A 25190-nucleotide genomic window follows, 5' to 3' on the forward strand; every position below is an offset into this window, starting at 1 on the left:
GAAAATTATTAAGTATGAATCTACACATAGGTTATCAGTGACGGATACAAGCCCTCTCATAGCAACCAAACCTAGCCCCCAAAGCAAAGCTTGGTACCAACGCCTTAATCTTCTTGATGGCGTGCTACTTCTCCTTGTCGGCCTTTTTTCTGGTTGGCTATATTATCGTTCCTCGGTTGGCATCAATTATCACTGGCGCTGGGAAGATGCGTTTAATCTCATCTTCATTCCACCATCTGAAGGAAGCATTCCGTATTTCTTTCAGGGCTTAATCGCGACATTACGCTTGAGTCTATGGAGTATGGTATTAGCACTCTCTGTGGGCATTGTGCTCGGTGTTGCACGTCACTCATCCATAGCTGTGTTTCGAACTCCTGCATTGCTGTTCATTCAACTGGTTCGTAATATTCCACCCTTGGTGTTTGTGTTCATCTTCTACTTTTTTATCTCTAATCAGCTCATCCCTTTACTCGGGCTTGAGAGTCTCTTGCGCGAGCATAACGGAGAGATTAACAGTCTGCAGAGTTTCCTATTCGGCCCTTCTAACCTATGGGAAAATCTAGCCTCTGGCGTTATCTGTATTGGCTTGCTCTCTTCTGCCTATATTGCAGAGGTAATTCGTGCTGGATTAGAGAGTGTCCCGAAAGGACAATGGGAAGCAGCGGATTCATTAGGGTTGTCAAGCTTTTCTAAATACCGTTTTGTGATTGGCCCACAAGTACTCACAGCAATTACCCCACCTCTTGCGGGGCAAGCAATATCTCTTGTCAAAGATACCTCCATCGTCTCTTTGATCTCGATTCAGGAGATGACGTTTGTTGGAACAGAAATGGCAAACTCATCTGGGCTTATCTTTGAGATTTGGCTGATTGTTGGCGCAGTTTACTTCACCTTGTGCTTCGCCCTATCTCGCCTGTTTAAGTGGATTGAAATACGCTCTCGCGCCTATCTCAATCGCTAAACAAAAAAATGGCCTCAAGCTGATTGCCCAAGGCCATTTTGCCACAATAAAATTAACGTTCATTTAGCGCCCAAGCCAACTCAATACTGATACCTATGGGGATAAATCATATTGAGTGAACGTTAACCTGCTTGCATGTATTCTTCTGATTATGCGCGACTCGTTTTGGTCGCGCTGTTTCAAAACCCTACGCCGTTAGAACTGGTATGCTGCTGACAGTTTGTAGTTACGACCCGGTTCGTAATCGTCTAGCACAAAACCACGAGCTGTACCTGAACGTGACGCATGAGAGGTGTACAACTCATCGAATACATTATCTATACCGAACGTAACCGATAAACCCTCAACACTATTTGGCACCCATTGAGCATAAAGGTTGTGTACATCGTAACCCTCTTTGATTGGCGCACCATCAGCCACGTTTGTTTCATCCTTAACAAGGATCGACGTCCAACCGAAGATCGTCTCTAGAGAGTCCGCTTGATAATCCAATGTCAGCGCTATACTGTCACCCATATCAATGCTTCGGCCGTTACCACCCGGTACATAGCCACCCGTCTCTTTGTTTTTGGTGTCTGAACGCGAGTAAGACAGCTTACTGTTAAACATATCGTAGCCGTAAGATACGCTCGCTTCGAAACCTTTGATTTCAACATCACCCAAGTTATAGATTAAATAAGATGATGTAGCACCTTGGTACGCTTCAACAATGTAGTCATCAATGTCAGTTTGGAAGACCGTTACATTTGCGCCTAGGAAATGATCTTCAATGTATTTGTTGAATCGAACTCCACCCTGCGTGTTTAGACCTGTTTCAGCTTTGATGTCATCAGCTAAATACGCCACATCTTGATAAGCGATAAAACTTTCTAGCAGCTCTGGGCCTTTAAATAGCGAGCGTGCACTAGCGAACAGAGTCCAGTCTTGTGTTACACCCCACTCGGTTGCCAAAGCCCATGTCACATCATCAAAGTTGTCAGTACCGGTTTCCGCTTTACGTTTATAGTCATCAAAACGTAGACCGGCTGTCACAGAGAAATTGTCTGTAAAGTAGAATTGGTCTTCTGCAAACAAGGCCGTTGAAATTGCAGATTCATCCATGAACTTACGGCTTCCGTAGTAAGAACTTGATGTCTTATCCATGTAATCAAAACCATAGGTCGCAGTATTGTCGAAGCTTGCGACACTGAAGTCAGATTGAATTTTTGCAGTCAGGCCAAGGTTTTGGTTTTTCGCCTTGTTTTTTGATTGACGATTACCCGGCCATGCTGGAGCCATAACAGATTCATCACGAATAATCTCAGTCATGGTGTTATACAGTGTTACGTCAGCTTGATGAGTATCACCGCGCATCTCATAACTTAACGTGACCGTGTCACGATCATAATCCGTTGGAATAAGCTTATCACTCGACAAACCTTCATTCGCACCACCAGACATATCAGGACGTGGGCTATAGTCGCCACTATCTCTGTAAAGATCATAAGCTAATTCAAAACGATGCAGGTCACTCGGCTCGTAGCCAATTTTACCTAGAATGTTATAAACATCACCTGACGCACCGAAGGTCTTATTACCATCTCCATCTTCAAAATCATCACGAGTTACAAAGTTGCCGTACACCATTAGATCAATAGTATCAGTCGGTGTGCCATAAACCGTTAACGAGCCTTGTTGGCTGTCATTCGTCGCATAACCACCATAGACGCGAGCACCGAAGGTTTCATCGTAACGCAGTAAGTCTTTCGCATCTTTCGTTTCAAAATAAACCGCACCACCTAAACCATTTTGAGTCACTGAGTTGTTACCCACCTGAATGTCAGCAGACTTTAAAATATCTGGGTTTAGCGTCAGGTTACCGATGTGGTGGAACATGTTCGCATGTTGAGACGCACCATCTAAACGAATATCAAGATCCGTTTCGCTTAAGCCACGAATAGTAATACGTTGGTTAACAGAGTGCGTTCCCCCGACATCAACACCAGGAATATCGCGCAGTAAATCAGACATATGGTCCGCCTGTTTGAGTGACATGTCCTCAGACACCATAGACTCAGAGTTACTCGATACCTTAGTACCCCACACAACCACTTCTTCAAAGTTTGATGTAGTATCGTCGGCAAAGGCTGGGCTAGCGATAGCCGCGCCAATTGCGAGGCATAATGTTGAGCGCTTAATGGTCAAATGGATTGGGCTTTCCATAAATTCTGTTCCTAGATATAAATGATAATAATTCTCATGTATAATATGGGTCGAGTTTATAAATGGACAGGCGATTCACTTATGCAAAATCGCATAGGTGTTATGAGGAAAGGTCAAATGGGTGAAGTAGCACCAAAACGAGCTAGAATTGGCAAAGTCACTTTAACAAAAAAGTTAGAGCAGACAGAAAAGCAGATTATTGTCACACAAGGCCAACCTAAACAGACTTCGCTTGCAGAAGGCACCTTTCTCTCTTATCAGTACAATGACCAGATTTTTGTTCATGGTGGGCGATGTGTAGAGTTGGTCGATACTAAAATTGTATCTACCGCACATGCAGCCGTCTTAGTAACCATTCTATTGGAAGGTAAGCTGTCGTTTGGCTACGACGACCTCGAATTTAACCTCGATGCGTCCGAAAAACCGCAAGGTGTTGTCGTCAATCTCGCTAAGCCTGCGAATTTTCGTCGTGCGATGGTCGCCAACAACCACTTAAATAAAATCAATATCTTAGTAAAGCCGCAATGGCTCGAAGCACGTATGAACGAAGATTGCACCAGTCGCAACTTTATTAAATCGCATACCGCTAACTACCATCTAGAAATCACCGACCAAATCTTAGAGCTTGCCCAAAAACTAACAACAAGTTCTACTCCGGATGATTTCCACCAAAAGCTGCATATAGAAGCCTTAACACAACAGTTGTTAGCGAGTTCACTTTCACAACTTCCCTTAGCCTGCTGCCAAATTTGTCAAAGTAGTCCTACGAAACTAGGCTTGGCCAAAAGTTCGAGTGCAATACAAAACAAAAGTAATGATGAACGTATTGAGGCGATGATCAGCTATATTGAAATTCATTTGGATCAAGAACTCAGCTTAGAAACGCTAGCCAAGCAGTTCTCGATGAGTGTTTCTAATATTCAAAGACGGTTTAAGCAGTCCTACAACATGACCATCAATGGCTACATTCGTTTTCGACGACTTGAGATTGCACGTCAACACCTAGAGCGCGGCCTCGTTTCTATCACTGAAGCCGCTTACGAAGCGGGTTATCAACATCCATCCAATTTTACCAACGCGTTTAAGAAGACTTTCGGCATGCCACCCCATGATATTGCTGCAAAGGCGTCATAAACTCCGGTTCAAATCAGTAAAAGCTTAAGCTATTGAGGTACCGATTTTGCGAGTTCCGCTTTAAGCCAGTCACTAAACTGATCTTCGTTATGAGTCAGTTTGTGTTGCTCAGCGAGTAAAACATAGTTAAAACCAGATTTAACAAAGCCGAACGGCGCTATCAAATTACCTCGGCTCAAATCGTCCTGTATTAGAGGGTAAGAACCAATCGCGCCCCCTAACCCATCAACCGCCGCTTGTAAGCAGAAATAGAAGTGGCCCATGGTGTGGTTCTTGGTTGATGTATTCAGTGCACTCTTAAATTGGTTCAAGCATTGATTACGCTCTGGTTGTTTCTGAGCTGAATTAGCGATATCAAAATGGGACAACCAGTTTTTCCAAGCCTCGGGCCGAGTCTCGCTGTGTAAACATGTCACATCAGTATTTTTGCAAGAGATCTCGTCCCAATATTGCGAAGAGAAAACTGGCCCAACCCACTCTTCTACTAAAAACAGTTTTTGGTAGTCTGTTCCGACTTCAAAGTCATCACGGCGAATGGCGAGCGAAAGCCCCGAAGCGCCTAACGTAACAGGACCACCCGCTGTCGATAAACGCACATCGATACCAGACTTAGCAAAGAATTCAGATATTCTCGGCATTAACCAACGCATGGTCAATGTTGGCTCACAGGATACTTCGAGAACATTGTTATTTTGCATGCTCAACACGTTAACGCCTGCCTGAAGTGCCGAAAATGCTTGTTCAGTATAGCCTTTAAGCAACTTCCCCTCCGAGGTTAAACGAACACCACGCCCTTGTTTGTAAAACAGCGAACAGGCTAAATGTTCTTCCAATACTCTAATCTGTTTGCTCACAGCACCATGAGTAATATTGAGCTGTTTAGCGGCCTCACTGTAACTCCCGACACTGGCGGCGACGTTAAATACCTGAAATGCTTTTAGATGCCTCATTGGTGAATTTTACTCACATATAACTAGAATTCTTTTCGATTATAGTTCTGCACGATAGACCATACAATAGCGGCTCGGTTCACATCAGAGTCATATAATATGGAATTCATCAGTCTAGCCATCTTAGGTATTTTAATCGTTATCAGTCCAGGGGCCGACTTTGTTCTGGTATTAAAGAACAGCATCAACTTCGGGCGTAGGGCTGGCATTCTCACAGCGATGGGAATTAGCCTAGCAATTGGTGTTCACATCAGCTATTCAATGCTTGGGATAAGTTACTTAATCTCACAAAATGAATTAACTTTTCAGACTATTCGATATTTAGGCGCAGGATATTTAGTCTATCTTGGGGTGAAAGGTATCTTGTCAAAAGAGCAAGTATCAAATGAAGCGGAGGCAACTCAAGAAAAGGGGCAGCGCTACTTTGTACAAGGCTTCTTCTGTAACGTTCTTAACCCAAAGACAATGCTGTTTTTCTTAAGTATTTTTAGTCAGTTGATCACCAATAATTCAACCGATAATGCTTTCGCACTGGGTTACGGTGTCTATATGATGGCACTGCATATGGCATGGTTTACGCTTGTCGCAATTCTGTTTACATCACCGTTGTTGCAAGATTGGTTAAACAAATTCAAACAGCGATTAATTCAGGTATGTGGTGCAGGTTTGGTATTGTTTGGGTCGGCGCTAGCGTTGAAGTCATAACGCGCGTAGCTCAATGATGACTATGGCTAACCGTGATAGCCATAGTCATTAGATTTGAACATAACCAAACTCCACAACTTTAAGTAAGAATGAACGGTGGAAGATTGTCACTACCTGGGAAAACTTCATTCAACTGTTCTCGGCTAAGATATAAATGATTAGAGAGAACACTTCGTATAACTGACCTCATATCGGTCGTTGGCATCAAATCTCTTTGTTGGTAAAGCTTATTGTTTGATAACCCAGGCCATTGGGTGTAAACCTTGCCACTCTTGACCACGCCACCAGCAATAAACATTGCGTTTCCTGTGCCGTGATCGGTTCCTTTAGTGCCATTTTCAGCGGCTGTTCGTCCGAATTCACTGGCAACCAGAATCACGGTTTTATCCCAGCTTTTACCGAGTGACGCTCTTAATGCGGCTAATCCGGAATCTAGGGCTTTCAACTGATTGGCGAGTCTACCTTTCTCCGCACCTTGATTTGCATGTGTGTCCCAACCACCTAGTTCCAGTGCGGCGATATTCGGAGCATCATTTGCTGACAGTATATCTCCGGTTTTCGACATTAAAGCTTTAAACTGTTTACCTACGGTTTCGTCTCCGACTAATTCATCGACTTTCATTACACTGTCGAAATTTGACGAGAGCATCTCATCACTTTGAAACATCTCGGCCAGTAATTCCGTTTGTTTATCTCGAGTTTTGAGCTTATTTGGAAACCAACTTGCTACTTTGCTTTCACCTTGCATAATCAAAGGTAACCCTGAATCGATGGCAATACCTTGGTTTTGTAAGTCACTTAACGCTAATAGTCGATTCAACCAACCATCTGTATGGAAGGGATCATTGGTACCGTTCTCTAGCACTTTCTGACCATCAAAGTGCGAACGTGATCGGTATGGTGTTGAACAGGCTTGAACAATACTAAATTGCTTCTCCTTAAACCATTTATGACACTGCTCCATCGACGGATGCAGCCCAAAAAAGTCATCAAGTAATAACAACTGTTGTTTCTTCAAACCGATATTGGGACGTAATGCGAGATAACTAGCGTCACCATAAGGAACAGCGACATTGAGTCCATCCATTGCACCTCGCAGTGTTATCCAAACAAATACATTTTTAGACTGAGTTTGTGCAAAAAGAGGTAAGGGACATAACACAGAAGCGCTGCACGCCGTCGCAATAGTTAAGAATTGGCGACGATTGTAATGTTTAATGCTCATAGCGCCTCCTATCGATATTGGAATTGTGGGCTAAGCCAAAGCAAAGCGAGTCTCATCGGTACGCCATCGGCTTTTGATAAAGCAGTCGCTGTATGCTCATCAAGCGCATCAGGATAGAGAGTATTCACAACATCTTGTAAAAGAGCCTGAGGCTTAAGATCTGATTGCTTGGCTGATTTTACAGCTAGGTTCGCCAACCAATTCGCCACCTGCATTCTTTGAGTTAGAGCTGAAGGGCTATTGTAATCACTGTCTCTATCGGACCAACCTGCGGGCGACCCCGGTTTGAAAGGTGGCTGGCCCATAGCGTTTAGAGTATTCAATGCTTGTCTCTCAGTAAGTTCAATATTGACACTTCTTACAACTGCAAACAGCCACTCTTTAGGCGTTCTAAATCGCACTGGCGACGACACATGAATGTCTTTACTTTTAATCAGCTCTTTATACATTGGCATCAACTGCCCTTTAGAACGAACAAATTCCTGTGCCATATCCGCAGACAGCTCTTTAGGTTCGCTTCCCAAAAAGTGCAGGCATAGTTTACGGGCAAGATGTTCTGCTGTACTTGTATGGACGGCTAAGTCAGCTAAACACTGCTCCCCTTGCCTAATTCCAATTTGATTGTAACGACGCCCAAGTAGAGTAACGCTTCCTGGTTCATGTGCTGATTCTGAGAATCGAAAACCAACGTTTGGAGATTTGAGCTTAACGCCCCACCCTGATATCGCCTTTGCGAGTTCCAATACATCTCGCTGCGAATAGCCACTCCCCACTCCTAGCGTATGTAATTCAAGGATCTCTCTGGCGAGGTTTTCATTTAAACCCTTACCTCTACGCTTACCCAATTTCGAGTTCGGTCCAATGGACTGTTGATTATCGAGGTAAATAAGCATAGCTGGATGCTTGGTCACCCCTGACAACATCTCCGAAAAATTGCGATTCCACGTGTTTCTTATCACGTCATTTTCAATGTGAGCCGCCAAAGGTAACAACCGTCGATTGTCGACGGATATAGCGAAATGGTTACTCCAAAACTGAATCAGTCGCTCTTGGAAGCCCAGTGGTGTATGGATACTCTGCTGATATCGAGCTTCGGCTTGTTGACGATAGTTTGATCGGAAGAACTGCTTGGTTTGATCCTTAACCATCTTCATTTGGTCGGGATCTTTTTTAGCCTTATTTCTTTTAGTGCCTTGTTCGCCCATTTTTATCAATATCGATTGGGTACTTGGCAAGACCTTTAGACTAGAGTGGGTAAAAGCAGTTCGAGAAAGTTGTTCGGATAACGTGTAATAACGCTCTTGGCCCAACTTAGGACCGAAGCCGAACCTTTGCTCACTCACTATCTCTGATGTTGGATAATAGCTCATTGCGATACTCCCTATTCGCCGCTGTTTAAGTGTAATAGGAAATGAGCAAATTGGTTGAGCACTCAGTCTCACACCAATCATCACAATCAAGGATAAACAATTAACCTAAAATTGGTTTGATACGGAAATAGAAGGAAACAAGAGAGGCATATGGTGCCTGCCAATGACAAGCACCATCAATATTAGAAACTAACGCTCTACTTTCGGAGAGTAAATTGAATATGCGGTGATTTGCCCCGCGACAATAGCCGAGAACATAAATAGCGCTGACAGACCAATGCTTGGAATCGGTAAAATAGATTGCTCAAATACCGATTGACTGGCACTCACTAATACACGACTACCGGGAACTAGGATGATAATGCCTTGAACAATGTAGATAGAGCCAGTGAGATCCATTTTCTTGGCAATCCAAGTACCGTATAGCGTGATTAATACCGTAGTCACCCAAGTACCCACAACCCAGCCACTATCAAAGCCTAAGTAGAACGGCCCCCACATACCCAACACGGCTACTGGCAGTCCCAGCAAGATATCTGTTGGACGAGCATTAAACATCACACCAATCGATACTGAGATCAATACTAGACCGGATATATGCATCCACGTCGGCACCTCATTGGTGTATGAGATAGACGCCGCCTGTCCCCATAACGCTTCGCCAATATTCAGCCCCATAACAATGCCAACAAACAGCTTAATCAAGGTTAACGCGCTCTGCCCCAATAAACTTGTGCCCGAAACTAAGTCATTAAATGCTAAACACTCTAAGGAATTAGCAATCGACAATCCGGGCACAAACAGAACAATCGAAGCAATACACAAAGCCCATACAGGAACGGGTAAGCCAGTGCTGGCAAGGAAGGCAACGAAAATACCTGTGATCAAAGCGGCAATGAACTCTACTGCAATAGCACGTCGTCCATGACAAACTTGCTGACACAGCCACACCATAAGTCCCAGTAGAACAGAAAAACCAACCGCTTCCAAAGTACTACCAACCAACATTAAGTACGCCGGTGGAATGCCCATATTCGCTAGAGCCGTGACAAACTTCGAGTAACCTACAGGCTCAGGTACGGGTTCGCTACTTGGCTGGTTAATACGAATGATCGTATTTGCTAACAGGCTCAAGTTAATTGAAGCAGGTTTAAGGCGCTTCAAAATAACCGCGTTGTTGTCATCAGGGAACTGGTAGTTAATCGCCGTTGGAGTCGCTTGGATCATCACATCTACACCATGCTTTTTCGCATAGTGCTGTGTGTATTTTTCGAGCTTATATGGTGCACAGCCACTGCGATGCAGAGTGTCGCCGATTTCAACAATTTTGTTAATTCGATACTGGGAAGGCATGGACGTTACAGAGGTGAAAAAATATGCGGCAAATGTAACAAACGTACAGCTGATTGACGAGCGATTTGGGGTAATTAGTTCCTCATTTTTATACTTTTTCTCGTTGTGCAAAAATAATAACGCACATCATACCCCTTTGTAGTTATCAATCATATCAATGTCATATAGACACCTGAATCATTCACAAACCAATCCCAACCTCAAATGGGACTTTGCTCACACAGAATGCGCGGTTATAAGACCATAACGAACAAAAAAATAGCGCAACGGTGATTATGCGACCACTTAGCATAAAAATCGGGAAAAAAAGGTTTCGTTTTCAGTTAGATGTGGCATTATCGATCTCGTTAAGACGATGTGCGTGCATCGTATAATGGCTATTACCTCAGCCTTCCAAGCTGATGATGCGGGTTCGATTCCCGCTGCACGCTCCAGATCTTCAACCTGCTCAGTCTTTCTCAATAAGACGATAAGCGTGCATCGTATAATGGCTATTACCTCAGCCTTCCAAGCTGATGATGCGGGTTCGATTCCCGCTGCACGCTCCAATGCTCTCCTGCATCTAAACCTATTCCATCTCATCGATTTTCACCAACTTTATTCTCATTCGTTGCAAAGTCATATGAGACTAAACTCACAATATTTGCACCTTTTCGCGTTGTAGCAGCATTTCATAATCTCAATCAATATCCTTGTTGAGACCTTGTGTTAGTCTTCGCGCAATAGAAGCAATGTTGTAATAATAAAAATGTTAAAAAACAAAGATTTAAGCATAGAAGCCATTACAATGGCTCTCACCAAAGTCGAGAATGCAAACAAAATAGAATTGAGTACGCTGAAGGGCTACGTTGAACAGCAACCGGCGCAAGCAATTTTGAACTTTCAAGCCTTAAATGACGCAGAGTCCATTGACGACAAGCTCAAAAAAATTATGAGCGACATGCCTCATCTCAGTAGTGAAGCACATCATGTTTTAGAAACTGCTATTTTGCTCCAGTAACGCTGCATATTTCTTCCCGACACAAAAGCAAATGAGATTTATTTGCAACCGTATAACTGATAGTATAATTACGTCGTTATCGGAGGTATTGGGATGAAAGCAAAAAAGGCATTAAAAAAACTGTATAAGAAGGCGAATAAAAAGTCGCCTTCTGTTTCCTTACAACTACTAAAACAGCTAAAGAAGAATCCTGACTCTTCTCTGAATTCTACATCTCACCCATCGCGCGGTGATTCTCCATCAAAAGAGTTCCAAGAACTTGCCGAGCAGGTCGCGATCAGCGCTGTCTCAGAGTTGGCTAAACCGCTTAGCCCAGTCATATCTTGGCTAAACGATGCTCCTGTTGGTTTCGATATCTCCACATCTCAACGATCTGCAGCCAGTACTTCAAGTTTAAGCCCAGTAAAGCCCAACCAAACGCTGAGTAATGTTTCCTCTATAGGACGACTACCGCTTAAATCGCCTCCTTGTAAACGCTGCCCTGCTCTGCAAAGCGGTTTGTGTAAATGTGCAGCGAAGAAGTTCCAACTCTCCGCTTAATTCTGAATCCGAGACGCCTCTCAATACCAAAAATCGCTCACAAAAAAACAGCCAATTTAGGCTGCTTTTTCACGTTCGGCGAATTAATACAGTGATATTACGCAATACTCATCACCATACGACTAACCGTGGGTCCCAGTAAGCGATTTAATGCGATCGTCGCTGCTCCTTTCACAAGGGTCTTGGTTCCTGAAACCATAGCTTGTTCAACAAAAGAAGGCTTGTCACTGCTTTGAGTCCAATTGTGGCTCTCTAATATCTCTAACAGGCTTTCACAATCCAACTCATTCTTATCAAACTGAATCGCCACAGAACCTGCGTACTTTTTGTACTTAATCTCAAAGATTGCATCAATGTCATTCAGCTGATTGATCAGCTTCTCCACCTCTGATGGGTGATCTTTAATATAGTCAGATCTAACCCTAAGCCTTTGATTTGTTTTGTGAATATAAGTGTTCATCTTAGCAAGAACCTTAATGATAACCAATCTCAATAGCAACATATCATTAAACTTGATTCAGCGCAAAGCATCTCTATTTAAATCCACCAAATGTTACTTTTTGGTATCCATATATTTTTTATGGCTATTATACTCAAGTGTATGAAACAGCACATAAACAAGGCCTTAAAGCTTAGAAAGTGGGTATCGATTGGCCATCATATCCCTGGACGAGTTCGTCTTAAATACAAGCTAGGTATTGTCGCTCAGCTGGCTAGCTATCGCAGCGATGAGATTGAACAAGCCCTTGCTTCTGTCCCGGCATTTAGAAACTACAAGATCAATACCGCGACAGGCAGCATCGTCATTGAATATGACCCAACCTGTATTCAGCCTAGCACCATAGACACTCTATTTTCCGACTCCGCCGCAGAAGCGGAACAAGCATGTTACGCGCTAGCCGAGCAGCTAAACCTCTAGGGAGTAAAGACCTTGAGTAACGAGACGAACAACCCTTATCAAGCCTATTTCAACGCAATGTTGGATATGCAGAAAGAGATGGCAAACGCCTATTTCGCAGCCCAACAAAATGGTCAGTTGGATCCAAACATGCCTCCCCCGATGGGAATGCCGCCATTCATGATGCATGGGCAACCTATGCCTTCTCAGTTTATGCATCCGGGGATGATGCATCCACACTGGCCACATCCAGGGATGCCGCCGCAACATAATCAAACACACGCTCCACAGCCACCTCCTCAAGAAGAGGAAAACAATGCCCTATTTGAACAGGCACAAGCGATGCTCGACGGTGCGCTTGGAGAAGACGCAAGTACATTTAAAGAAATATTAGGAAGTTTTGGTATGAGTGATAAAGAGTTCTGGAAAGGCGCTATGGTTGGCGCTGCGGCTGCGTTGATTCTTAGCAATGATAATGTGCGTGGGAAACTAATGGGATTGGTTTCAGGCGCTGGTGACATGCTTAAGAATGGCGGTGAAGCTATGCGTGACGGTGCCGCTAACACTGCAAGTACCGTAAAAGACAGTGTATCGACCAGCAGCGAAATCTTTAAAGACACAGTTGCAGCAGGCAAACAAGGGTATCAAGAGTCAGTACAGAAGCATAAGGCTGAACCGGTAATTAAACCTCTTCAACCTGGACAAGAGCCTCGCGCACCTAAAATGGATGATCACGCCCCAGCAATTCAAGAGCAGTAATTATGAGCAATGCAACCAACAAGTTGAGTACAGCGAATCGAGCGATGCTCGTTGGTGCAATCGCTGGTGGCAGTGCATCCATAGCAAAACAATGGCAGCAACACAAAACTGGGCAGTTGGAGACTAACACCATAGTTTCCAACGCAGCTAAAGATGCATTAAAAGCTGGTGCAATTGCTGGTTCGACAACTTATGTCGCCGAACAAATGGCAGGACGCCCCGCTTTGTCGCTGCTCACCATTCTCTCTGTGGGTGCAGCAGGCCTCTATCTACTAGACCAAACATCGGAAAAGAATCATGAACAATAATAATCCATACGGCTACCCATACTACGGCTATCAACAACCGACTCAGCCAACGACTGAACAACCACAACAATACAAGCAGCAAAATAGCAAAACTCATTTTGCTATGGGCGTTGCAGCAGGTGCTGCGGTGGCTTATCTCCTGACCAATAAAAAGTTTAAGCAAGGCGTAGCCGCAACGGGCGAAAAAGCGTGGTCGGCAGTGCGAGGTGAAGTCGAAGAACTGAAAGAACGACTAGAAGACACGCAAGCGGAACTCGAATACTACCGAAACCTACACAAAGGCGACGAATGATTGATCTGCAGGTTAAGCACCACTTCCCTGGTCGTGTTCGCTTTAAAGTTCCTGCCTTAAAGCAACATTCAGATATTGGTAACTGGATCAAAACAAGCCTGCTTGCGATTCAGGGAATTCGTGACGTTCGCGTTAATGAAGAGGCTTACTCGATCACCATTGAGTACGATCCGCAAATAATTAAAGCCTCAAACGTCGAAACGAGACTGTTGCAGCTCGACTTCGATACTGCGGAGCAAGAAGAAGCCGAACACGAGTATACCCGTGGTGATATAGCAATGAATGTCATCGGTACCATTGCGGCAGCCCTACTACCGAACAAATGGGCCGCAATGAGTACGGCAACGTTAATTGCGCCGACGCTATTTGAAGGGTTTAACGATCTTCGAAACCAAGATGTATCGGTGGAGGTCCTTGACGCTGTCGCTGTTGGACTTTCTGCATGGCGCGGTGACTACAGCACCGCGATGATGACTCAAAGCCTGATCAGTTTGGGCGAATATATGGAGCAGAAAACGAGCCGTAACAGTGATGAGCTGCTCGCTAATCTTATGCGTCCTCAAGAGTCTCTGGTCTGGCTCGTGAACGCTCATCAACGATCGCAGGTTCACTCTTCTGAATTAAAACAGGGTGATGTAATTGAGCTCGGCCCCGGTGTCGCGATCCCAATCGACGGTACGATAGTAAAAGGAACAGCTCTGGTTAATCAGTCCTCCCTGACGGGTGAAAATGTTCCTGTAAGACGAGAGCAAGACGCCATTGTTTATTCTGGCACCAGTGTTCATGAAGGTACAGTTCAAGTTCGAGTTGATAAGGTTGGTAGTGAAGCGACAACAGCTAAAATTGCTAAACTGATTTACGATTCTTTAAGTGAGAAAAGTGAAACTCAACAAGTCACTCAAGACATGGCCAATCGTCGCGTCAAAATCACGCTTGGAATTGGTGCTGCTGTATTTGCACTAACCCAAGACATCAATCGAGTCGCTTCTGTTTTCCTCGTTGATTACTCTTGTGCATTAAAACTCAGCACTCCAGTAACATTTAAATCCATAATGTACCGAGCGGCTTCACAAGGTATCTTATTCAAAGGTGGTTCAGCGATTGAGAAGCTGGTTAACATCGATACTTGTGTGTTTGATAAGACCGGAACACTAACTCATGGCGATATGGAAGTGACGGATGTGATCCCGCTGTGTAACAACAACAGTGCCCGCGATCTGCTTGCTATGGCAGCATCGGTTGAGGAACACAGTAACCATCCACTATCTCAAGCCGTTGTTAATGCTGCAAAACAACATGAGTTGCCTCATATCGATCATGGGGAAGTAGAATACGTCATCGCACACGGTCTAAAAACCACGCTAAATAGTGAACAGCTTGTCATGGGCAGTCGTCATTTCCTTGAAGCACACGAAGAGGTCTGCTTTACGGAATATGAAGAAACGATTCGCCATTATGAGGGCTTAGGTCGACATCTTATTTTCATCTCCTACCAAGGCAAGCTTATTGGTATGCTCGGCCTTCGAGATCATTTACGCGAAGATGCCCATGCAACTTTAGATAACCTCAGAAGTCTAGGAATTAAAGAGCTTATCATGATCACTGGCGATAGCCGTTATAAGGCTCAAATCCTAGGTGACGAACTGAAACTAGATCGAATCTTTGCAGAAGCCGTACCTTCAACCAAATCTTCGATAGTTGAGTCATTACAACAGCAGGGGAAAAAAGTGATGTTCGTCGGTGATGGCGTAAACGATGCACCTGCACTTACCGCTTCCGATGTGGGTGTTGCGATGTCTCAGGGGACTGAACTCGCAAGACAAGTGGCTGATGTTGTCCTGCTGCATGACAAGCTGTCCGCCCTGTCTGATGCTCGTGAACTGGCAAACATTGCGATGGGCGTCATCCACTCAAACATCAAGATTGCTGAATACGTCAACAGTGGCATTATGTTAGCAGCTGCTCTTGGGTACCTGAGCCCTGCAATGAGCGCTCTGCTACACAATGGCACAACCTTATCTATTCTGGGACGCTCTGCAGCCTTACGTCATGGCTAATTAGATAAATAAATCAAAGCTGAAAAGCGCCCCTATTTGGCTGTAACAATAACAATTGCTTCCAGTGCCCAAGTAAGTCTCGCCTAACCAATAAAATCAAGCCCAGCTAATTTGCTGGGCTTTTGATTATTATTGACTGATTACGATTCTAGGAGAAATCACCACTGGTTGAGCAAGGGTCAGGACTACAGGAGTCAATGCCTTTGTGACTCTTGCTAGTGTAATCATTGTAGGAGCGATATTGATGCTTTTAGTAGGTACAGGTACTTTTACTCTGGAAAGCTGTTGTGTCGCAGTACATCCCGTAATTGAGATAAGACCAACCATAGCCACTAGAAGTTTGTTTTTGATTTTCATTACTTTGTCCTTAAATCTGAGTCCGATATTCTCGAGGGGATAACACTGCCAACCACTCCTCGTACCACTGGATTTAAGAATGCATTCATAAATCAGATATTGAAACCAAAACCAATCAAGTAACTTATAGTGGCACTCTAAGTCTTATAAAATGTTACTTAGCATTGATATAATCAATATTATCGAACATATCAAAGTGCCAGCGCCTTAAGGCAATAACCAAAGACGTTCCATTTCGATCACTCATATCAAGCTCATTATCACCATTACAAGCGCTATAAAACTCTTCAACTAGCTTCTGTAAACGCAACTGGAACTTCTGATTGGTGTGTGGTGACATTAACCCAGTCGACATCAATAGCTTCTCATCTTGTCGACTAAAGTGACTATTAAAGAACTCTGGTAGCACTTGAGTTAGAAAGAAGGTTTGAATCGGTCCGCCCGCTATCCAATCAAAATTGGGTGACAACAGTAATCGAATTCGATTGTCGGGCATCAGCTCCAATACCCCTAACCTATCTAGCTCAATCAACTTTTGCATCAACAGCTGTTTATTGATGTTGTAACGTTCGATGATTTCGTTAAATTGAAACCCATTCAGCACACATACTGAGACCATTAACAAAGCCTTGTCTGAAACAATCTGTCGTTCCTGTTCGAACGTTAAGCTCTGGAGGTTTTTCTCTGCATTCGCAGCTAACTTAACCAACTCACATATATCCATGCTGATGAGTTCGCATATCGCGCTAAGTCTCGCCAAGCTTATGTTATTGCCGTCTGCAAGTAGCCTTTTCACCGAACCTTCACTCAAGTCCAATTTTGTCGCGATATCTTGATAATGAACATCGTGAAGTTTGAGCTGCTTTTTGAGCTCTTTGATTATAGATTGCGTTCCTGACATATCGTTTTCTTAATTTATTTCTGATGGACTCAGTTTATAAATTAACAAACAACGTACATTAGAAAACCTATTAACCCGAAGATTGAGGTGTTTTGTGAGTAGGGCGACAAGAATACAGAAAAGCAGCCCAATTGGACTGCCTTTCAGATGGTTAGAGCACCTGTGCTGTTACTTACACAGTATCTTATTTCTACATTTGTGCTAGCTGTGCTTTCCTGTCTTTATTGACAACACAGAAATTACCACGTTTGGTTCGGCACTTAGAGCAGCGTTCGCACTCTACTGGGGCTCGGTCGCCTTCTTGCCAACGTTTAATTAGTTTTGGTTCCGAAAGCAAAGGACGCGACAAAGCAAAGTACTCAATACCGGTGTTGTTTGCGATATCCTCGATAGCAGCGATATCGGTAAGTCCGCCCACCGTAATAACCGGTGCTTTGATCTCACGGCTAACAATATCACCATACTCATGAAAGTAGCCCTCTTCTTGCACGGTGTAGCCATCGTAACAATCACCCACCATAGTATTGGCTTTCCCATGCACGTTCCCCGACATGATGATGCCGTCTACACCCAGTTGATCCAGACGTTGGCAGATTTGTCGAGTCTCTTCGAAGGTTAAACCACCCTCAAAAAACTCAGTAGCAGTTATTTTAACGAAGATTGGGTAATCCTCTCCCACCAGCTCACGTGTCTTATTGAAAATTTCGATCAAAAAACGCATACGATTTTCTAAGCTGCCACCATACTCATCTTGACGCTGATTGTAGTAAGGACTTAGAAACTGGTTAATGAGATAGGTATGTGCCGCGTGAATTTCTACGCCATCAAAGCCAGATTGTTTTGCTCGTAGGCTAGCAGCAGCGAAAGCATCAATAATGTAGTCAATGTCTTGCTTCGACATCGCTTTGCCTTGCGTTTTAGTGCCCATTTCCGGAACATCACTTGGCGCAAAAATGACACGTTCGCCAATGTTATAAGTGGTTTTGGTGCCACCATAGGCAAGCTGCATAATGATTTTCGAACCATAGCCTTTAACCAGTTGGGTAAGCTTTTGGTACTCTTGGATGAACGAATCATCGTAGATCCCCATCATTCCTGCGTTTGGTTTTTCTTCTTCGACAATGTTCGCATAACCTGTAACGATCAACCCAACTTGTCCTTGAGCAAGCTCTTCATAAATCGCATAGAGCTTATCCGTCATATGACCATCTTCTGTCGCCATATTTTCCCACGTCGCGCTACGCATGAAGCGATTCTTTAGAAGCATGTTGCCAAGGCGATTTTCGGTGAACAAAGTACTCAAGTGAAACCCTCTAGATCTGTTTTCGATATCGACAAATAAAAAAGAGCAACCTCCGATACAATATCGAGGATTGCTCTTCACTGTTCAAAACGAACGATGTCGTGAATGACGCGAATAGTAACGACTAATGACAAGCCAAAACTTAATCTAGATTAAGGTTGATGCATCCTTTATTGAGAAACAAACACCTAGCCAATTGATAGTCAGCTTTTGGGGTGCTAATACTTGCAATTAACCATATTTAACCGTTGGATCGACACATTGGTATATCTCACCAACACACGCGTTATCTGTTACCAAGCTCTCTACGATGCGTGCCACCTCTTGACGGTAAATTACGCCATGGATTTCGCCCGATTGAGATACTTCACCTCGGTTAGTGATTGCGCCATCCATAAGTCCACCCGGTCTTAAAATCGTAAAGTCCAGATCACTTGACGCAAGCCAAGCTTCAGCAAGACTCTTCTCTCTTACTGCAGCACCGAACCCTTGTCTCGCACGCTCCGATAAATATTGCCATGAATCGCCACATCCTAATGATGTCACTAATAAAAATCGCTTAATCTCACGCTTCTGTAGAGCATCAATCAAGTAACGATGCCCGATGTAGTCAACTGGGACCTCAGCTCTAAAACTACCCATACTAGACACAACTAAACAGTCTTGAGGTAACGCCTCCACTGTGGCTTCAACTTGATCTTGTTGAGTTGCATCACAGCTTAAGGTTTGCACGTTAAGCTCGTCCAAACGTGGGTTCTTACTCGGATTTCTAGCAACAGCGATAACGTTAAAGCCACTTTGGTGAAATTGTTCGACCATAGCAGCACCTAAGCCACTTGCTGCACCCCAGATTGCGACAGTTTTCATACAGACCTCTAAACAGTTGAATATACGGTGATACTATCTATTTTTCGTTGCAGTTTCTTATATACAGATCAATAAAATGAAAATCATTCGTATTTTCACACCTGTACTCCAGCGTGCCAACCAGAAAAGCAAAAGGCTGACTATAAAAGCCAGCCTTTTCTCAATCAGCTAAAAACTAAAGGGATTTAATTAAATTCATAGGTATAAGAGACACCAACACTGTTGTTTTCCCCAAAATCGTCTTCAGCAAAGATACTGAAAAGGTTGAAGGATTGTGCATCTGAAATCTTGTAGCTAGCCCCTATCCCAGCCCAATAACCAAAATAGTCATCAGAACCCATAGAGCCGCCACCAAAAGCTAACAGCGACCATTGCGCATTAATTGGCTTTAAACCAAATGCTCCCAGATAGCCACCATGAGTCGATGTGGGCATCAAGACATAGTCGTTATCAACGCTAGAGTCGTCAAAGTACGCAACTTCACCATCATTGTAACTGTATCCCGCCATAGGGAAGAGTTGCCAACCATAGGGTTCAAAACCAAAATAACTCAGTGGAACAAACGTACCGATACTGTAGTTATTCTTGTATGCATCGTTATCGTATTCAGAGCGACTGAAGTTGAAATTAACGATTCCCAAAGGGAGCAACCACGACCCACCTAAACGCCACTCATCGCCATCGGCATTAATTCGAGCGTTAATCATTCGAGCGTCATCCAGCCCTACCGAACCCGAAAATTTCAGCTCTTCGTTATAGGCCAGCCCTGCTTTGGTGACGATCTTCGTCGGGTCTTCATGATGCTTTTCCTCAGCATGCAACCCTGCTGAGCCAACGAGTACAAAAATCGTTGCGAGTAGTCTGCTTTTGGATCTCATTAGAACGTCGCACTAATCCCAACAAAGTGGATGCGGCCGTCAAATGTACCATCTACACCACCGAACGGACCAACGAGTGAGCGATCCATTTCAACAGAACCAAAATCTGCATACTCGTAGAAGACATCAATTAGGATATCATCCCAGTAGGTAGAAGCCCCGACTGAATAGCGATATTGTTCGCCCACAGGCACATCGACCCACTGCATAGAAGGATCGTCTTGCGGAGAACTTTCGTAAGAGAAACCAGCCTTCAATCGCCAATCAGAGTTCAGCTGATAATCAGCGCCAACAGCTAACTTCCAAACATCGTCCCAATCTCGTTTGATTGGTAAGGCTGCTGAACCAAAATCCAATACCGTTTCATCCCACGCACTCCAACGATGCAGCTGGACGCTAGTTAACAGATCTAGACGTTCGCTCACAGAATAGCTTGCACTAACATCAACGATCTCTGGTAGAGCGATACCAGTTGATAGAAAACGATCGCCCCCTACAAGTCCCTTCACATCATTGTTAAACTCATGTTCTAACTTAGAGCGATAGCTCATTCCGAGCTTAAGTTGCTCGGTTGGCGTGTACATCACACCCAAGTTATAACCATAAGCCCAATCTGTATCTTGCTTAGCAGTCATCATTGAGGTGGTTTGCTGAAAAGCTGCCCAACCCAGCTGAACACCAGCACCGATAGCCAGTTGGTCATTCACTTGATAACTCAATGCAGGGTTGATCTGCATCGCTGTGAGCGTGATGTCTTCAAGCAAAGCTGAACCCGCCCAGTTGCTACCGTAATCTAGGCTAGATCCACCGGCTGCGCCCAGTGCAATACCTAAATGAAGTTTGTCAGTTATTTGGTGGGCATGGAACGCACCAGCTGAAGGTAAAACTGAGTGGCCGCGCCCATCACCAGAAGGATTATTGTTGTCTGTGTATTCCATCTCCAGATCGAACACCATGGTATTGATGGTCGTTTTACTCTCGCCCATATAAGACATAGTGGCTGGGTTAGTCCACATCGCAGCAGCAGAACGAGTGTAGACACCATCACCCGCACCTGCGGTACCTGCATTTGCTATCACTGCTTCTTGGAGAAAGATACCGCTAGCAGAAACGTTAAGGCTTGCCATAATCGCGGCTGCAGCTACTGAGATTTTTAAACCGTTTTTCATTAAAGGAGGCTCATCTAGCTAGTGAATAATTTGACTAGCTTTAGGGTATCTCAAACCTCTATAAACAAATGGAATAACGCGTATTACTAGCCAAGGCCTACTTAAACTGCCTTGCCTCAAAAGCTCTCGGTTCTTCTCTGTTTCTCTCTCGCTGACCAGCAATAATCATGTTCTTACTCATACCAACTTTTATCTGATACCAAGTCTCTAACATGAGTGCTTTGCCGGGGCTCGTCCACCACGTTTTCTGGTACAACTTTTTGTTTGCAGCAATAGCATCTGGACTTCGGTTAACGCACTCAAGCGCCAAATTGTATGCTTCCATGTAAGGATCGGAAGAGAGGTGAGTAACCAAACCGTAGCTTTTCGCTGTCTGGCTATCGATCACCTTCGCCGTCATTGCCATTTCTAATGTATGGTCTTGGCGCATCACTTCTCGAAAAGCAAGCGAGCCTCCCATATCTGGGATCAAACCCCACTTACCTTCCATTATCGAAAAGTTTGAATCATAGCTCGCAATACGGAAGTCCCCACCACAGGCTAACTGCAAGCCACCTCCCCAACACTTACCGTGAATAGCAAAAATGACGGGGCATGGGATCTCTCGCCATCCGGTTGAAAATCGTTGTGCTGCATTCGCTTGGGTCGGCCACCATTTGAACAGTAGCTTTAATGCACCGACTTTACTGGTGAGCAGTGATTTAACATCGAGGCCCGAGCAAAAGTCACTTCCGTTGGCAGTCACAATCACTGCTCGAAGGGTTTTATTTTTCTTTAGTTCTCGAGTGAGCTGGTTCACTGCCATAAACATGTCCATGTCAATGGCGTTCAATTTATCTGGTCGATTGAGGGTTACTGTCGCGATATTGTTGTCATCTATAGTGCAAGTTACACGATCTTGATTAGGCATAATGTAAGACATCCGATGTCATGGGCTTACTTTTAGAGTAAACATTTTATTAACATACTCAAATATCTATCGGTAAATTTGATACGTAGTCGATGGTATTCATGTGGATTCACATAAAAAAGCAGTACCGAAGTACTGCCTAGGATTAAGTCAACATAACCACGTGGCTCATCAATCGCGCCTTGCTTTTAACAAGAGGAAGATAAAGTAACTACCACCGATGACCGAGACCAGAGTCCCTGCCGCCAGTTGAGCAGGAAATACCACAATTTGTCCTAGCCAGTCGGCAAACAACATAAGCGTTGCGCCAATTAACATTGAGAGCAAGACTTGCTCTTTGACCGTTCGAGCACCAACAATAGCGGCGATATGCGGACCTAATAGGCCAACGAATGCCACTGGCCCCATCGTTGTCGTTACTACACCACACAACACCGCAACCAAACACAGTAACACTAAGTAAGCAGTTGAAATATTTAGGCCACGAGCGGATGCGAATTGACGCCCAGAACCAATAAGGGTGACCCAACGGCTCAGCGACAAAACGGTGATAACGACCAGTGAGATAATTAAAGCAAGAATTAACGCAGATTCTGGCTTAACACGATAAGTCGAACCAGCGAGCCACGCCAAGAGAGTGTACTTACCCTCACCCACTCGTGTTAATGAAAACTGCACTAGCGCTTCTAATACAGCGGTCAACGAGATCCCAGTTAAGATCAAGATCGAAGGCGCGTATTGATGTTTCTTTCCGAGAAAAAGTAGAAGAGCAAGAGCGCCTAAACTACCCGAAAACGCGACCCAAGGGCTTAATGTATGGATTGAATGACCAAACAATAAACTGCTCAGAATCAACGCTAACACCGCCCCCGACGATACCCCCAGAATATCTGGGCTCGCAAGCGGGTTGTACACTAATCGTTGAAGGATCACCCCAGCCACCGCCAAGCCACCACCAGCAAAAATAGCCGTTAACATACGTGGCCAACGAATCGACCATTCAAACGCATCAGGAATCTGAAAATAGTGCTCGCTAGATAATGGATGTGAAAAAGAACTCAATCCAAGCAATATTAGCATTACCGTACCTATCGCAAGATAGACTTTAGCACTAGTTTGCTTTGCTCCTTTCGGCATCGAAAAGAACATCTGGTCTTGTGCGGTTAACTGTTTTCTTGCAATTAAAATCAGCGCGGGAGCACCAATAACTGCCGTCGCTGTACCTGTCGGGATGATATCTAATGACCATTGCCCCATGAAGATAGCAAGACTATCCGTTGCGCACAGAAGTAAGGCGCCTAATAACCCACTCGCGTACAACTCGTGTTTCGCCTTAATAGCACCAAGGTAGCGAGCAATGTTGGGCGCAATCAAACCGATAAAACTGATCACCCCGACAGTGGTAATTGACACAGAAACCAGCCAAACACCGATAAACATCAAAAGAAAGAATGTGGTACCAATGTTTAAACCACGAGCTGCAGCACCTTCGGTTCCAATCGATAACAACGTCAATACTCGCGGTGCAAACAGGAATATAGCGATAATAGGTAGAAGCTTAGGAAGCAGCCATTCAACTTGTTCCCAACCATTCTGGCCGAGATCACCCGCTCCCCAAATAAATAGATTCTGTGCATATTGATCGTTGAGCAGAATAATCGCCGTCGCAAATGCGCCAAGTAGCAAATTAACGGCCATACCGGCTAATACTATCGGCAAGCCGCTCATGTTTTTCAGACCAACAATCGCGACAATCAGCCCCATCGCAGCCAAAGCACCTAATAAAGCAAAAAAGACCGAAAATTGACCGACTAGCATTGGCGCAAAGACATTCAGCAGCACAAGTCCAAGCCAAGCACCTGCTGATGTACCCAGCGTCAATGGTGACATCATTCTGTTTTGAGTTAATTGCTGGAAAAGGCTACCAATGGTACCCAGAGACCCACCCACCAATATCGCCATCACCAAACGCGGTAAATTGACATCAATAAACCCCATCAGCTCAAACGATTCTGAGTATAAGGTTTGCAGAGCCGACCAACTTCCTGCTGCCGCTACCTCATTCATTAATAAAGATACGGGCCCAAAATCGCTCTGCCCTAGCCACAAATGAATGGTGGCTGCTAACAACAATACAGCCACAACAATTAACCCGTTATATTTCATTACTTCTCAGCGAGCTCCAGCATTGATTCAGCTATCGCTTCTGCGTTGTAAAGAATTGACATCGCACCGCCATAACTCCAACTCGGCGCAACAGACCCTACTTGGTTATTCTTCACAAACGGCATGCTCTTCCATACTGGTGAACGATTGAGTTTGGCCGTGTAAGGGAAAGGTTCGAAGTACAGTGCAATTCCATCTTTTACGTGCTTAAGCTCTGTAATTCGTTTCTGAGTGATACCCCATTGGCTGGCTGGCAATTGAATCGCATTTTCAAAGCCAAGCTGTTCCAGCGCGTATTGAGGAATCGAGTTATCACCGTAAATGAACACCGAGTTGGTGCTTGCAAAACGAAACGACGTTACTTTCGGTTTGTCTGCCGGATATGCTTTATCGAGCAGGCCTTTAAGTTCAGCGATTCTTTCATTCATCGCTTGCAGTTTTTGATCAGCCACCTCTTCTTTACCAAGGACATGACTGATTTTCTTGAAGTTATCGATCGCAGCGTGCGCGTTATTATGTGTTTCACTGTATGTCTGATAGTAGAGAACAGGTGCGATTTCAGACAAACGGGATTCGAGATCTTTCTGCGGTGAAGCGATCAAAATAACATCTGGCTTTAGCTGCTTAAGAACGGAGAAATTAGGTTCTGTACGTGTCCCAACATCTTGCGCCCCTTCTGGGATAGGAGGCTGAACAACCCATTCATTATATCCGGCGATATCAGGCACCGCGATAGGTGTCACTCCTAGCTCAATCACCTGTTCTGCAATATCCCAGTTGAGTGCAGCAATTCGCGCTGGCTCTGCAGGTAAGGTTTTTGTACCTTCGCTGTCTTGTACTTTAAACTCAGCCAATGCTTGGCCTGACCACATCCAAACCATGATT

At 44.4% G+C, this 25190-nt stretch carries 25 protein-coding genes and 2 tRNA genes; 12 read left to right on the forward strand and 15 right to left on the reverse strand.

Translation table 11 applies throughout. The features are described 5' to 3' along the window. Positions 1–37 precede the first annotated feature (37 nt). Positions 38–961, forward strand: a complete 924-nt coding sequence (locus AC6R05_RS01840) for an amino acid ABC transporter permease (RefSeq protein ID WP_500646398.1) — start codon at positions 38–40, stop codon at positions 959–961. Positions 962–1156: 195 nt separating this feature from the next. On the opposite strand, the gene AC6R05_RS01845 is transcribed toward AC6R05_RS01840, so the two are convergent. After that, positions 1157–3163, reverse strand: a complete 2007-nt coding sequence (locus tag AC6R05_RS01845) for a TonB-dependent siderophore receptor (protein ID WP_500646399.1) — start codon at positions 3161–3163, stop codon at positions 1157–1159. 21 nt (positions 3164–3184) lie between these two features. On the opposite strand from AC6R05_RS01845, the gene AC6R05_RS01850 reads away from it, so the two are divergent. Further along, positions 3185–4297, forward strand: coding sequence for a helix-turn-helix domain-containing protein (locus tag AC6R05_RS01850; RefSeq protein WP_500646400.1), 1113 nt, complete (start codon positions 3185–3187; stop codon positions 4295–4297). 29 nt (positions 4298–4326) lie between these two features. On the opposite strand, the gene AC6R05_RS01855 is transcribed toward AC6R05_RS01850, so the two are convergent. Then, positions 4327–5247 (reverse strand): LysR family transcriptional regulator, encoded by a 921-nt coding sequence (locus AC6R05_RS01855; protein WP_500646401.1) that lies wholly within the window; start codon positions 5245–5247, stop codon positions 4327–4329. 99 nt (positions 5248–5346) lie between these two features. On the opposite strand from AC6R05_RS01855, the gene AC6R05_RS01860 reads away from it, so the two are divergent. Next, positions 5347–5952 (forward strand): LysE family translocator, encoded by a 606-nt coding sequence (locus tag AC6R05_RS01860; RefSeq protein ID WP_500646402.1) that lies wholly within the window; start codon positions 5347–5349, stop codon positions 5950–5952. 79 nt (positions 5953–6031) lie between these two features. On the opposite strand, the gene AC6R05_RS01865 is transcribed toward AC6R05_RS01860, so the two are convergent. From AC6R05_RS01865 to AC6R05_RS01875, 3 genes are all read right to left on the reverse strand, one after another. Beyond that, a complete protein-coding gene (locus tag AC6R05_RS01865; protein ID WP_500646403.1) occupies positions 6032–7177 on the reverse strand; it encodes a DUF1501 domain-containing protein in 1146 nt (381 codons plus the stop codon). Between the two features lie 8 nt (positions 7178–7185). Further along, positions 7186–8547, reverse strand: coding sequence for a DUF1800 domain-containing protein (locus AC6R05_RS01870; protein ID WP_500646404.1), 1362 nt, complete (start codon positions 8545–8547; stop codon positions 7186–7188). A 189-nt stretch (positions 8548–8736) separates the two neighbouring features. Continuing rightward, the gene (locus tag AC6R05_RS01875; protein WP_032552720.1) at positions 8737–9900 is read right to left on the reverse strand and encodes a threonine/serine exporter family protein; all 1164 of its coding nucleotides are present in this window, start codon (positions 9898–9900) and stop codon (positions 8737–8739) included. Between the two features lie 359 nt (positions 9901–10259). Here AC6R05_RS01875 and AC6R05_RS01880 point away from each other — a divergent pair. From AC6R05_RS01880 to AC6R05_RS01895, 4 genes are all read left to right on the forward strand, one after another. Beyond that, a tRNA-Gly gene (locus AC6R05_RS01880) sits at positions 10260–10334 on the forward strand. 39 nt (positions 10335–10373) lie between these two features. After that, positions 10374–10448, forward strand: a tRNA-Gly gene (locus AC6R05_RS01885). A gap of 200 nt (positions 10449–10648) precedes the next feature. After that, positions 10649–10900 carry a hypothetical protein gene (locus AC6R05_RS01890; RefSeq protein ID WP_150896568.1) on the forward strand — a complete coding sequence of 84 codons (252 nt, stop codon included), beginning with the start codon at positions 10649–10651 and terminating at the stop codon, positions 10898–10900. Positions 10901–10993: 93 nt separating this feature from the next. Beyond that, positions 10994–11440 carry a hypothetical protein gene (locus tag AC6R05_RS01895; RefSeq protein WP_500646405.1) on the forward strand — a complete coding sequence of 149 codons (447 nt, stop codon included), beginning with the start codon at positions 10994–10996 and terminating at the stop codon, positions 11438–11440. Between the two features lie 97 nt (positions 11441–11537). Here the strand turns inward: AC6R05_RS01895 and AC6R05_RS01900 are convergent, their stop codons facing one another. Further along, complete coding sequence (locus AC6R05_RS01900; protein WP_500646406.1) at positions 11538–11900, reverse strand: HMA2 domain-containing protein; 363 nt, start codon at positions 11898–11900, stop codon at positions 11538–11540. A 141-nt stretch (positions 11901–12041) separates the two neighbouring features. On the opposite strand from AC6R05_RS01900, the gene AC6R05_RS01905 reads away from it, so the two are divergent. From AC6R05_RS01905 to AC6R05_RS01925, 5 genes are read left to right on the forward strand one after another with little or no spacing between them, the layout of a single operon-like run. Further along, positions 12042–12359, forward strand: a complete 318-nt coding sequence (locus tag AC6R05_RS01905; RefSeq protein ID WP_150896570.1) for an HMA2 domain-containing protein — start codon at positions 12042–12044, stop codon at positions 12357–12359. 12 nt (positions 12360–12371) lie between these two features. Further along, positions 12372–13097: a YtxH domain-containing protein gene (locus AC6R05_RS01910; protein ID WP_500646407.1), complete on the forward strand. Its 726-nt coding sequence runs from the start codon at positions 12372–12374 to the stop codon at positions 13095–13097. Positions 13098–13099: 2 nt separating this feature from the next. Continuing rightward, the gene (locus AC6R05_RS01915; protein WP_500646408.1) at positions 13100–13405 is read left to right on the forward strand and encodes a magnetosome protein MamC family protein; all 306 of its coding nucleotides are present in this window, start codon (positions 13100–13102) and stop codon (positions 13403–13405) included. Further along, entirely contained in the window at positions 13395–13697 is a 303-nt protein-coding gene (locus tag AC6R05_RS01920; RefSeq protein WP_150896572.1) for a YtxH domain-containing protein, read from the forward strand. The genes AC6R05_RS01915 and AC6R05_RS01920 overlap by 11 nt, the downstream gene beginning before the upstream one ends. Next, positions 13694–15754 carry a heavy metal translocating P-type ATPase gene (locus tag AC6R05_RS01925; protein WP_500646409.1) on the forward strand — a complete coding sequence of 687 codons (2061 nt, stop codon included), beginning with the start codon at positions 13694–13696 and terminating at the stop codon, positions 15752–15754. The genes AC6R05_RS01920 and AC6R05_RS01925 overlap by 4 nt, the downstream gene beginning before the upstream one ends. 129 nt (positions 15755–15883) lie before the next feature. On the opposite strand, the gene AC6R05_RS01930 is transcribed toward AC6R05_RS01925, so the two are convergent. The 9 genes from AC6R05_RS01930 to AC6R05_RS01970 all read right to left on the reverse strand — a co-directional run bounded on the left by AC6R05_RS01930 (position 15884) and on the right by AC6R05_RS01970 (position 25186). Further along, positions 15884–16111, reverse strand: a complete 228-nt coding sequence (locus AC6R05_RS01930) for a hypothetical protein (protein WP_500646410.1) — start codon at positions 16109–16111, stop codon at positions 15884–15886. 154 nt (positions 16112–16265) lie between these two features. Beyond that, positions 16266–17012, reverse strand: a complete 747-nt coding sequence (locus AC6R05_RS01935) for a helix-turn-helix domain-containing protein (RefSeq protein WP_500646411.1) — start codon at positions 17010–17012, stop codon at positions 16266–16268. A 190-nt stretch (positions 17013–17202) separates the two neighbouring features. Further along, entirely contained in the window at positions 17203–18315 is a 1113-nt protein-coding gene (locus tag AC6R05_RS01940) for an NADH:flavin oxidoreductase (RefSeq protein ID WP_500646412.1), read from the reverse strand. Between the two features lie 231 nt (positions 18316–18546). Next, on the reverse strand, positions 18547–19182 hold the full coding sequence (locus AC6R05_RS01945) for an SDR family NAD(P)-dependent oxidoreductase (RefSeq protein WP_500646413.1): 636 nt from the start codon (positions 19180–19182) through the stop codon (positions 18547–18549). Positions 19183–19367: 185 nt separating this feature from the next. Next, positions 19368–20060, reverse strand: coding sequence for a hypothetical protein (locus tag AC6R05_RS01950; RefSeq protein ID WP_500646414.1), 693 nt, complete (start codon positions 20058–20060; stop codon positions 19368–19370). Next, positions 20060–21229, reverse strand: coding sequence for an OmpP1/FadL family transporter (locus AC6R05_RS01955; protein WP_500646415.1), 1170 nt, complete (start codon positions 21227–21229; stop codon positions 20060–20062). Before AC6R05_RS01955 ends, AC6R05_RS01950 begins: the two co-directional genes overlap by 1 nt. Before the next feature lie 97 nt (positions 21230–21326). Then, positions 21327–22139: a crotonase/enoyl-CoA hydratase family protein gene (locus tag AC6R05_RS01960; protein ID WP_390521083.1), complete on the reverse strand. Its 813-nt coding sequence runs from the start codon at positions 22137–22139 to the stop codon at positions 21327–21329. A 171-nt stretch (positions 22140–22310) separates the two neighbouring features. Further along, positions 22311–24305 carry a Fe(3+)-hydroxamate ABC transporter permease FhuB gene (gene fhuB, locus AC6R05_RS01965; RefSeq protein WP_500646416.1) on the reverse strand — a complete coding sequence of 665 codons (1995 nt, stop codon included), beginning with the start codon at positions 24303–24305 and terminating at the stop codon, positions 22311–22313. Then, positions 24305–25186, reverse strand: coding sequence for an iron-siderophore ABC transporter substrate-binding protein (locus AC6R05_RS01970; RefSeq protein WP_372066399.1), 882 nt, complete (start codon positions 25184–25186; stop codon positions 24305–24307). The genes fhuB and AC6R05_RS01970 overlap by 1 nt, the downstream gene beginning before the upstream one ends. Positions 25187–25190 lie beyond the last annotated feature (4 nt).

Source organism: Vibrio sp. R11-SG3-ISO9 (genome assembly GCF_059834255.1).

Excerpts from the sequence above, each read along its gene's own strand:
- AC6R05_RS01930 (WP_500646410.1), bottom strand. The coding sequence starts at position 16,111 with ATGAAAATCAAAAACAAACTTCTAGTGGCTATGGTTGGTCTTATCTCA.
- AC6R05_RS01860 (WP_500646402.1), top strand. The coding sequence starts at position 5,347 with ATGGAATTCATCAGTCTAGCCATCTTAGGTATTTTAATCGTTATCAGT.
- AC6R05_RS01855 (WP_500646401.1), bottom strand. The coding sequence starts at position 5,247 with ATGAGGCATCTAAAAGCATTTCAGGTATTTAACGTCGCCGCCAGTGTC.
- AC6R05_RS01970 (WP_372066399.1), bottom strand. The coding sequence starts at position 25,186 with ATGGTTTGGATGTGGTCAGGCCAAGCATTGGCTGAGTTTAAAGTACAA.
- AC6R05_RS01870 (WP_500646404.1), bottom strand. The coding sequence starts at position 8,547 with ATGAGCTATTATCCAACATCAGAGATAGTGAGTGAGCAAAGGTTCGGC.
- AC6R05_RS01925 (WP_500646409.1), top strand. The coding sequence starts at position 13,694 with ATGATTGATCTGCAGGTTAAGCACCACTTCCCTGGTCGTGTTCGCTTT.
- AC6R05_RS01905 (WP_150896570.1), top strand. The coding sequence starts at position 12,042 with ATGAAACAGCACATAAACAAGGCCTTAAAGCTTAGAAAGTGGGTATCG.
- AC6R05_RS01845 (WP_500646399.1), bottom strand. The coding sequence starts at position 3,163 with ATGGAAAGCCCAATCCATTTGACCATTAAGCGCTCAACATTATGCCTC.
- AC6R05_RS01955 (WP_500646415.1), bottom strand. The coding sequence starts at position 21,229 with ATGAAAAACGGTTTAAAAATCTCAGTAGCTGCAGCCGCGATTATGGCA.
- AC6R05_RS01915 (WP_500646408.1), top strand. The coding sequence starts at position 13,100 with ATGAGCAATGCAACCAACAAGTTGAGTACAGCGAATCGAGCGATGCTC.
- AC6R05_RS01895 (WP_500646405.1), top strand. The coding sequence starts at position 10,994 with ATGAAAGCAAAAAAGGCATTAAAAAAACTGTATAAGAAGGCGAATAAA.
- AC6R05_RS01890 (WP_150896568.1), top strand. The coding sequence starts at position 10,649 with ATGTTAAAAAACAAAGATTTAAGCATAGAAGCCATTACAATGGCTCTC.
- AC6R05_RS01900 (WP_500646406.1), bottom strand. The coding sequence starts at position 11,900 with ATGAACACTTATATTCACAAAACAAATCAAAGGCTTAGGGTTAGATCT.
- AC6R05_RS01875 (WP_032552720.1), bottom strand. The coding sequence starts at position 9,900 with ATGCCTTCCCAGTATCGAATTAACAAAATTGTTGAAATCGGCGACACT.
- AC6R05_RS01960 (WP_390521083.1), bottom strand. The coding sequence starts at position 22,139 with ATGCCTAATCAAGATCGTGTAACTTGCACTATAGATGACAACAATATC.
- fhuB (WP_500646416.1), bottom strand. The coding sequence starts at position 24,305 with ATGAAATATAACGGGTTAATTGTTGTGGCTGTATTGTTGTTAGCAGCC.
- AC6R05_RS01850 (WP_500646400.1), top strand. The coding sequence starts at position 3,185 with ATGATAATAATTCTCATGTATAATATGGGTCGAGTTTATAAATGGACA.
- AC6R05_RS01920 (WP_150896572.1), top strand. The coding sequence starts at position 13,395 with ATGAACAATAATAATCCATACGGCTACCCATACTACGGCTATCAACAA.
- AC6R05_RS01935 (WP_500646411.1), bottom strand. The coding sequence starts at position 17,012 with ATGTCAGGAACGCAATCTATAATCAAAGAGCTCAAAAAGCAGCTCAAA.
- AC6R05_RS01865 (WP_500646403.1), bottom strand. The coding sequence starts at position 7,177 with ATGAGCATTAAACATTACAATCGTCGCCAATTCTTAACTATTGCGACG.
- AC6R05_RS01945 (WP_500646413.1), bottom strand. The coding sequence starts at position 19,182 with ATGAAAACTGTCGCAATCTGGGGTGCAGCAAGTGGCTTAGGTGCTGCT.
- AC6R05_RS01950 (WP_500646414.1), bottom strand. The coding sequence starts at position 20,060 with ATGAGATCCAAAAGCAGACTACTCGCAACGATTTTTGTACTCGTTGGC.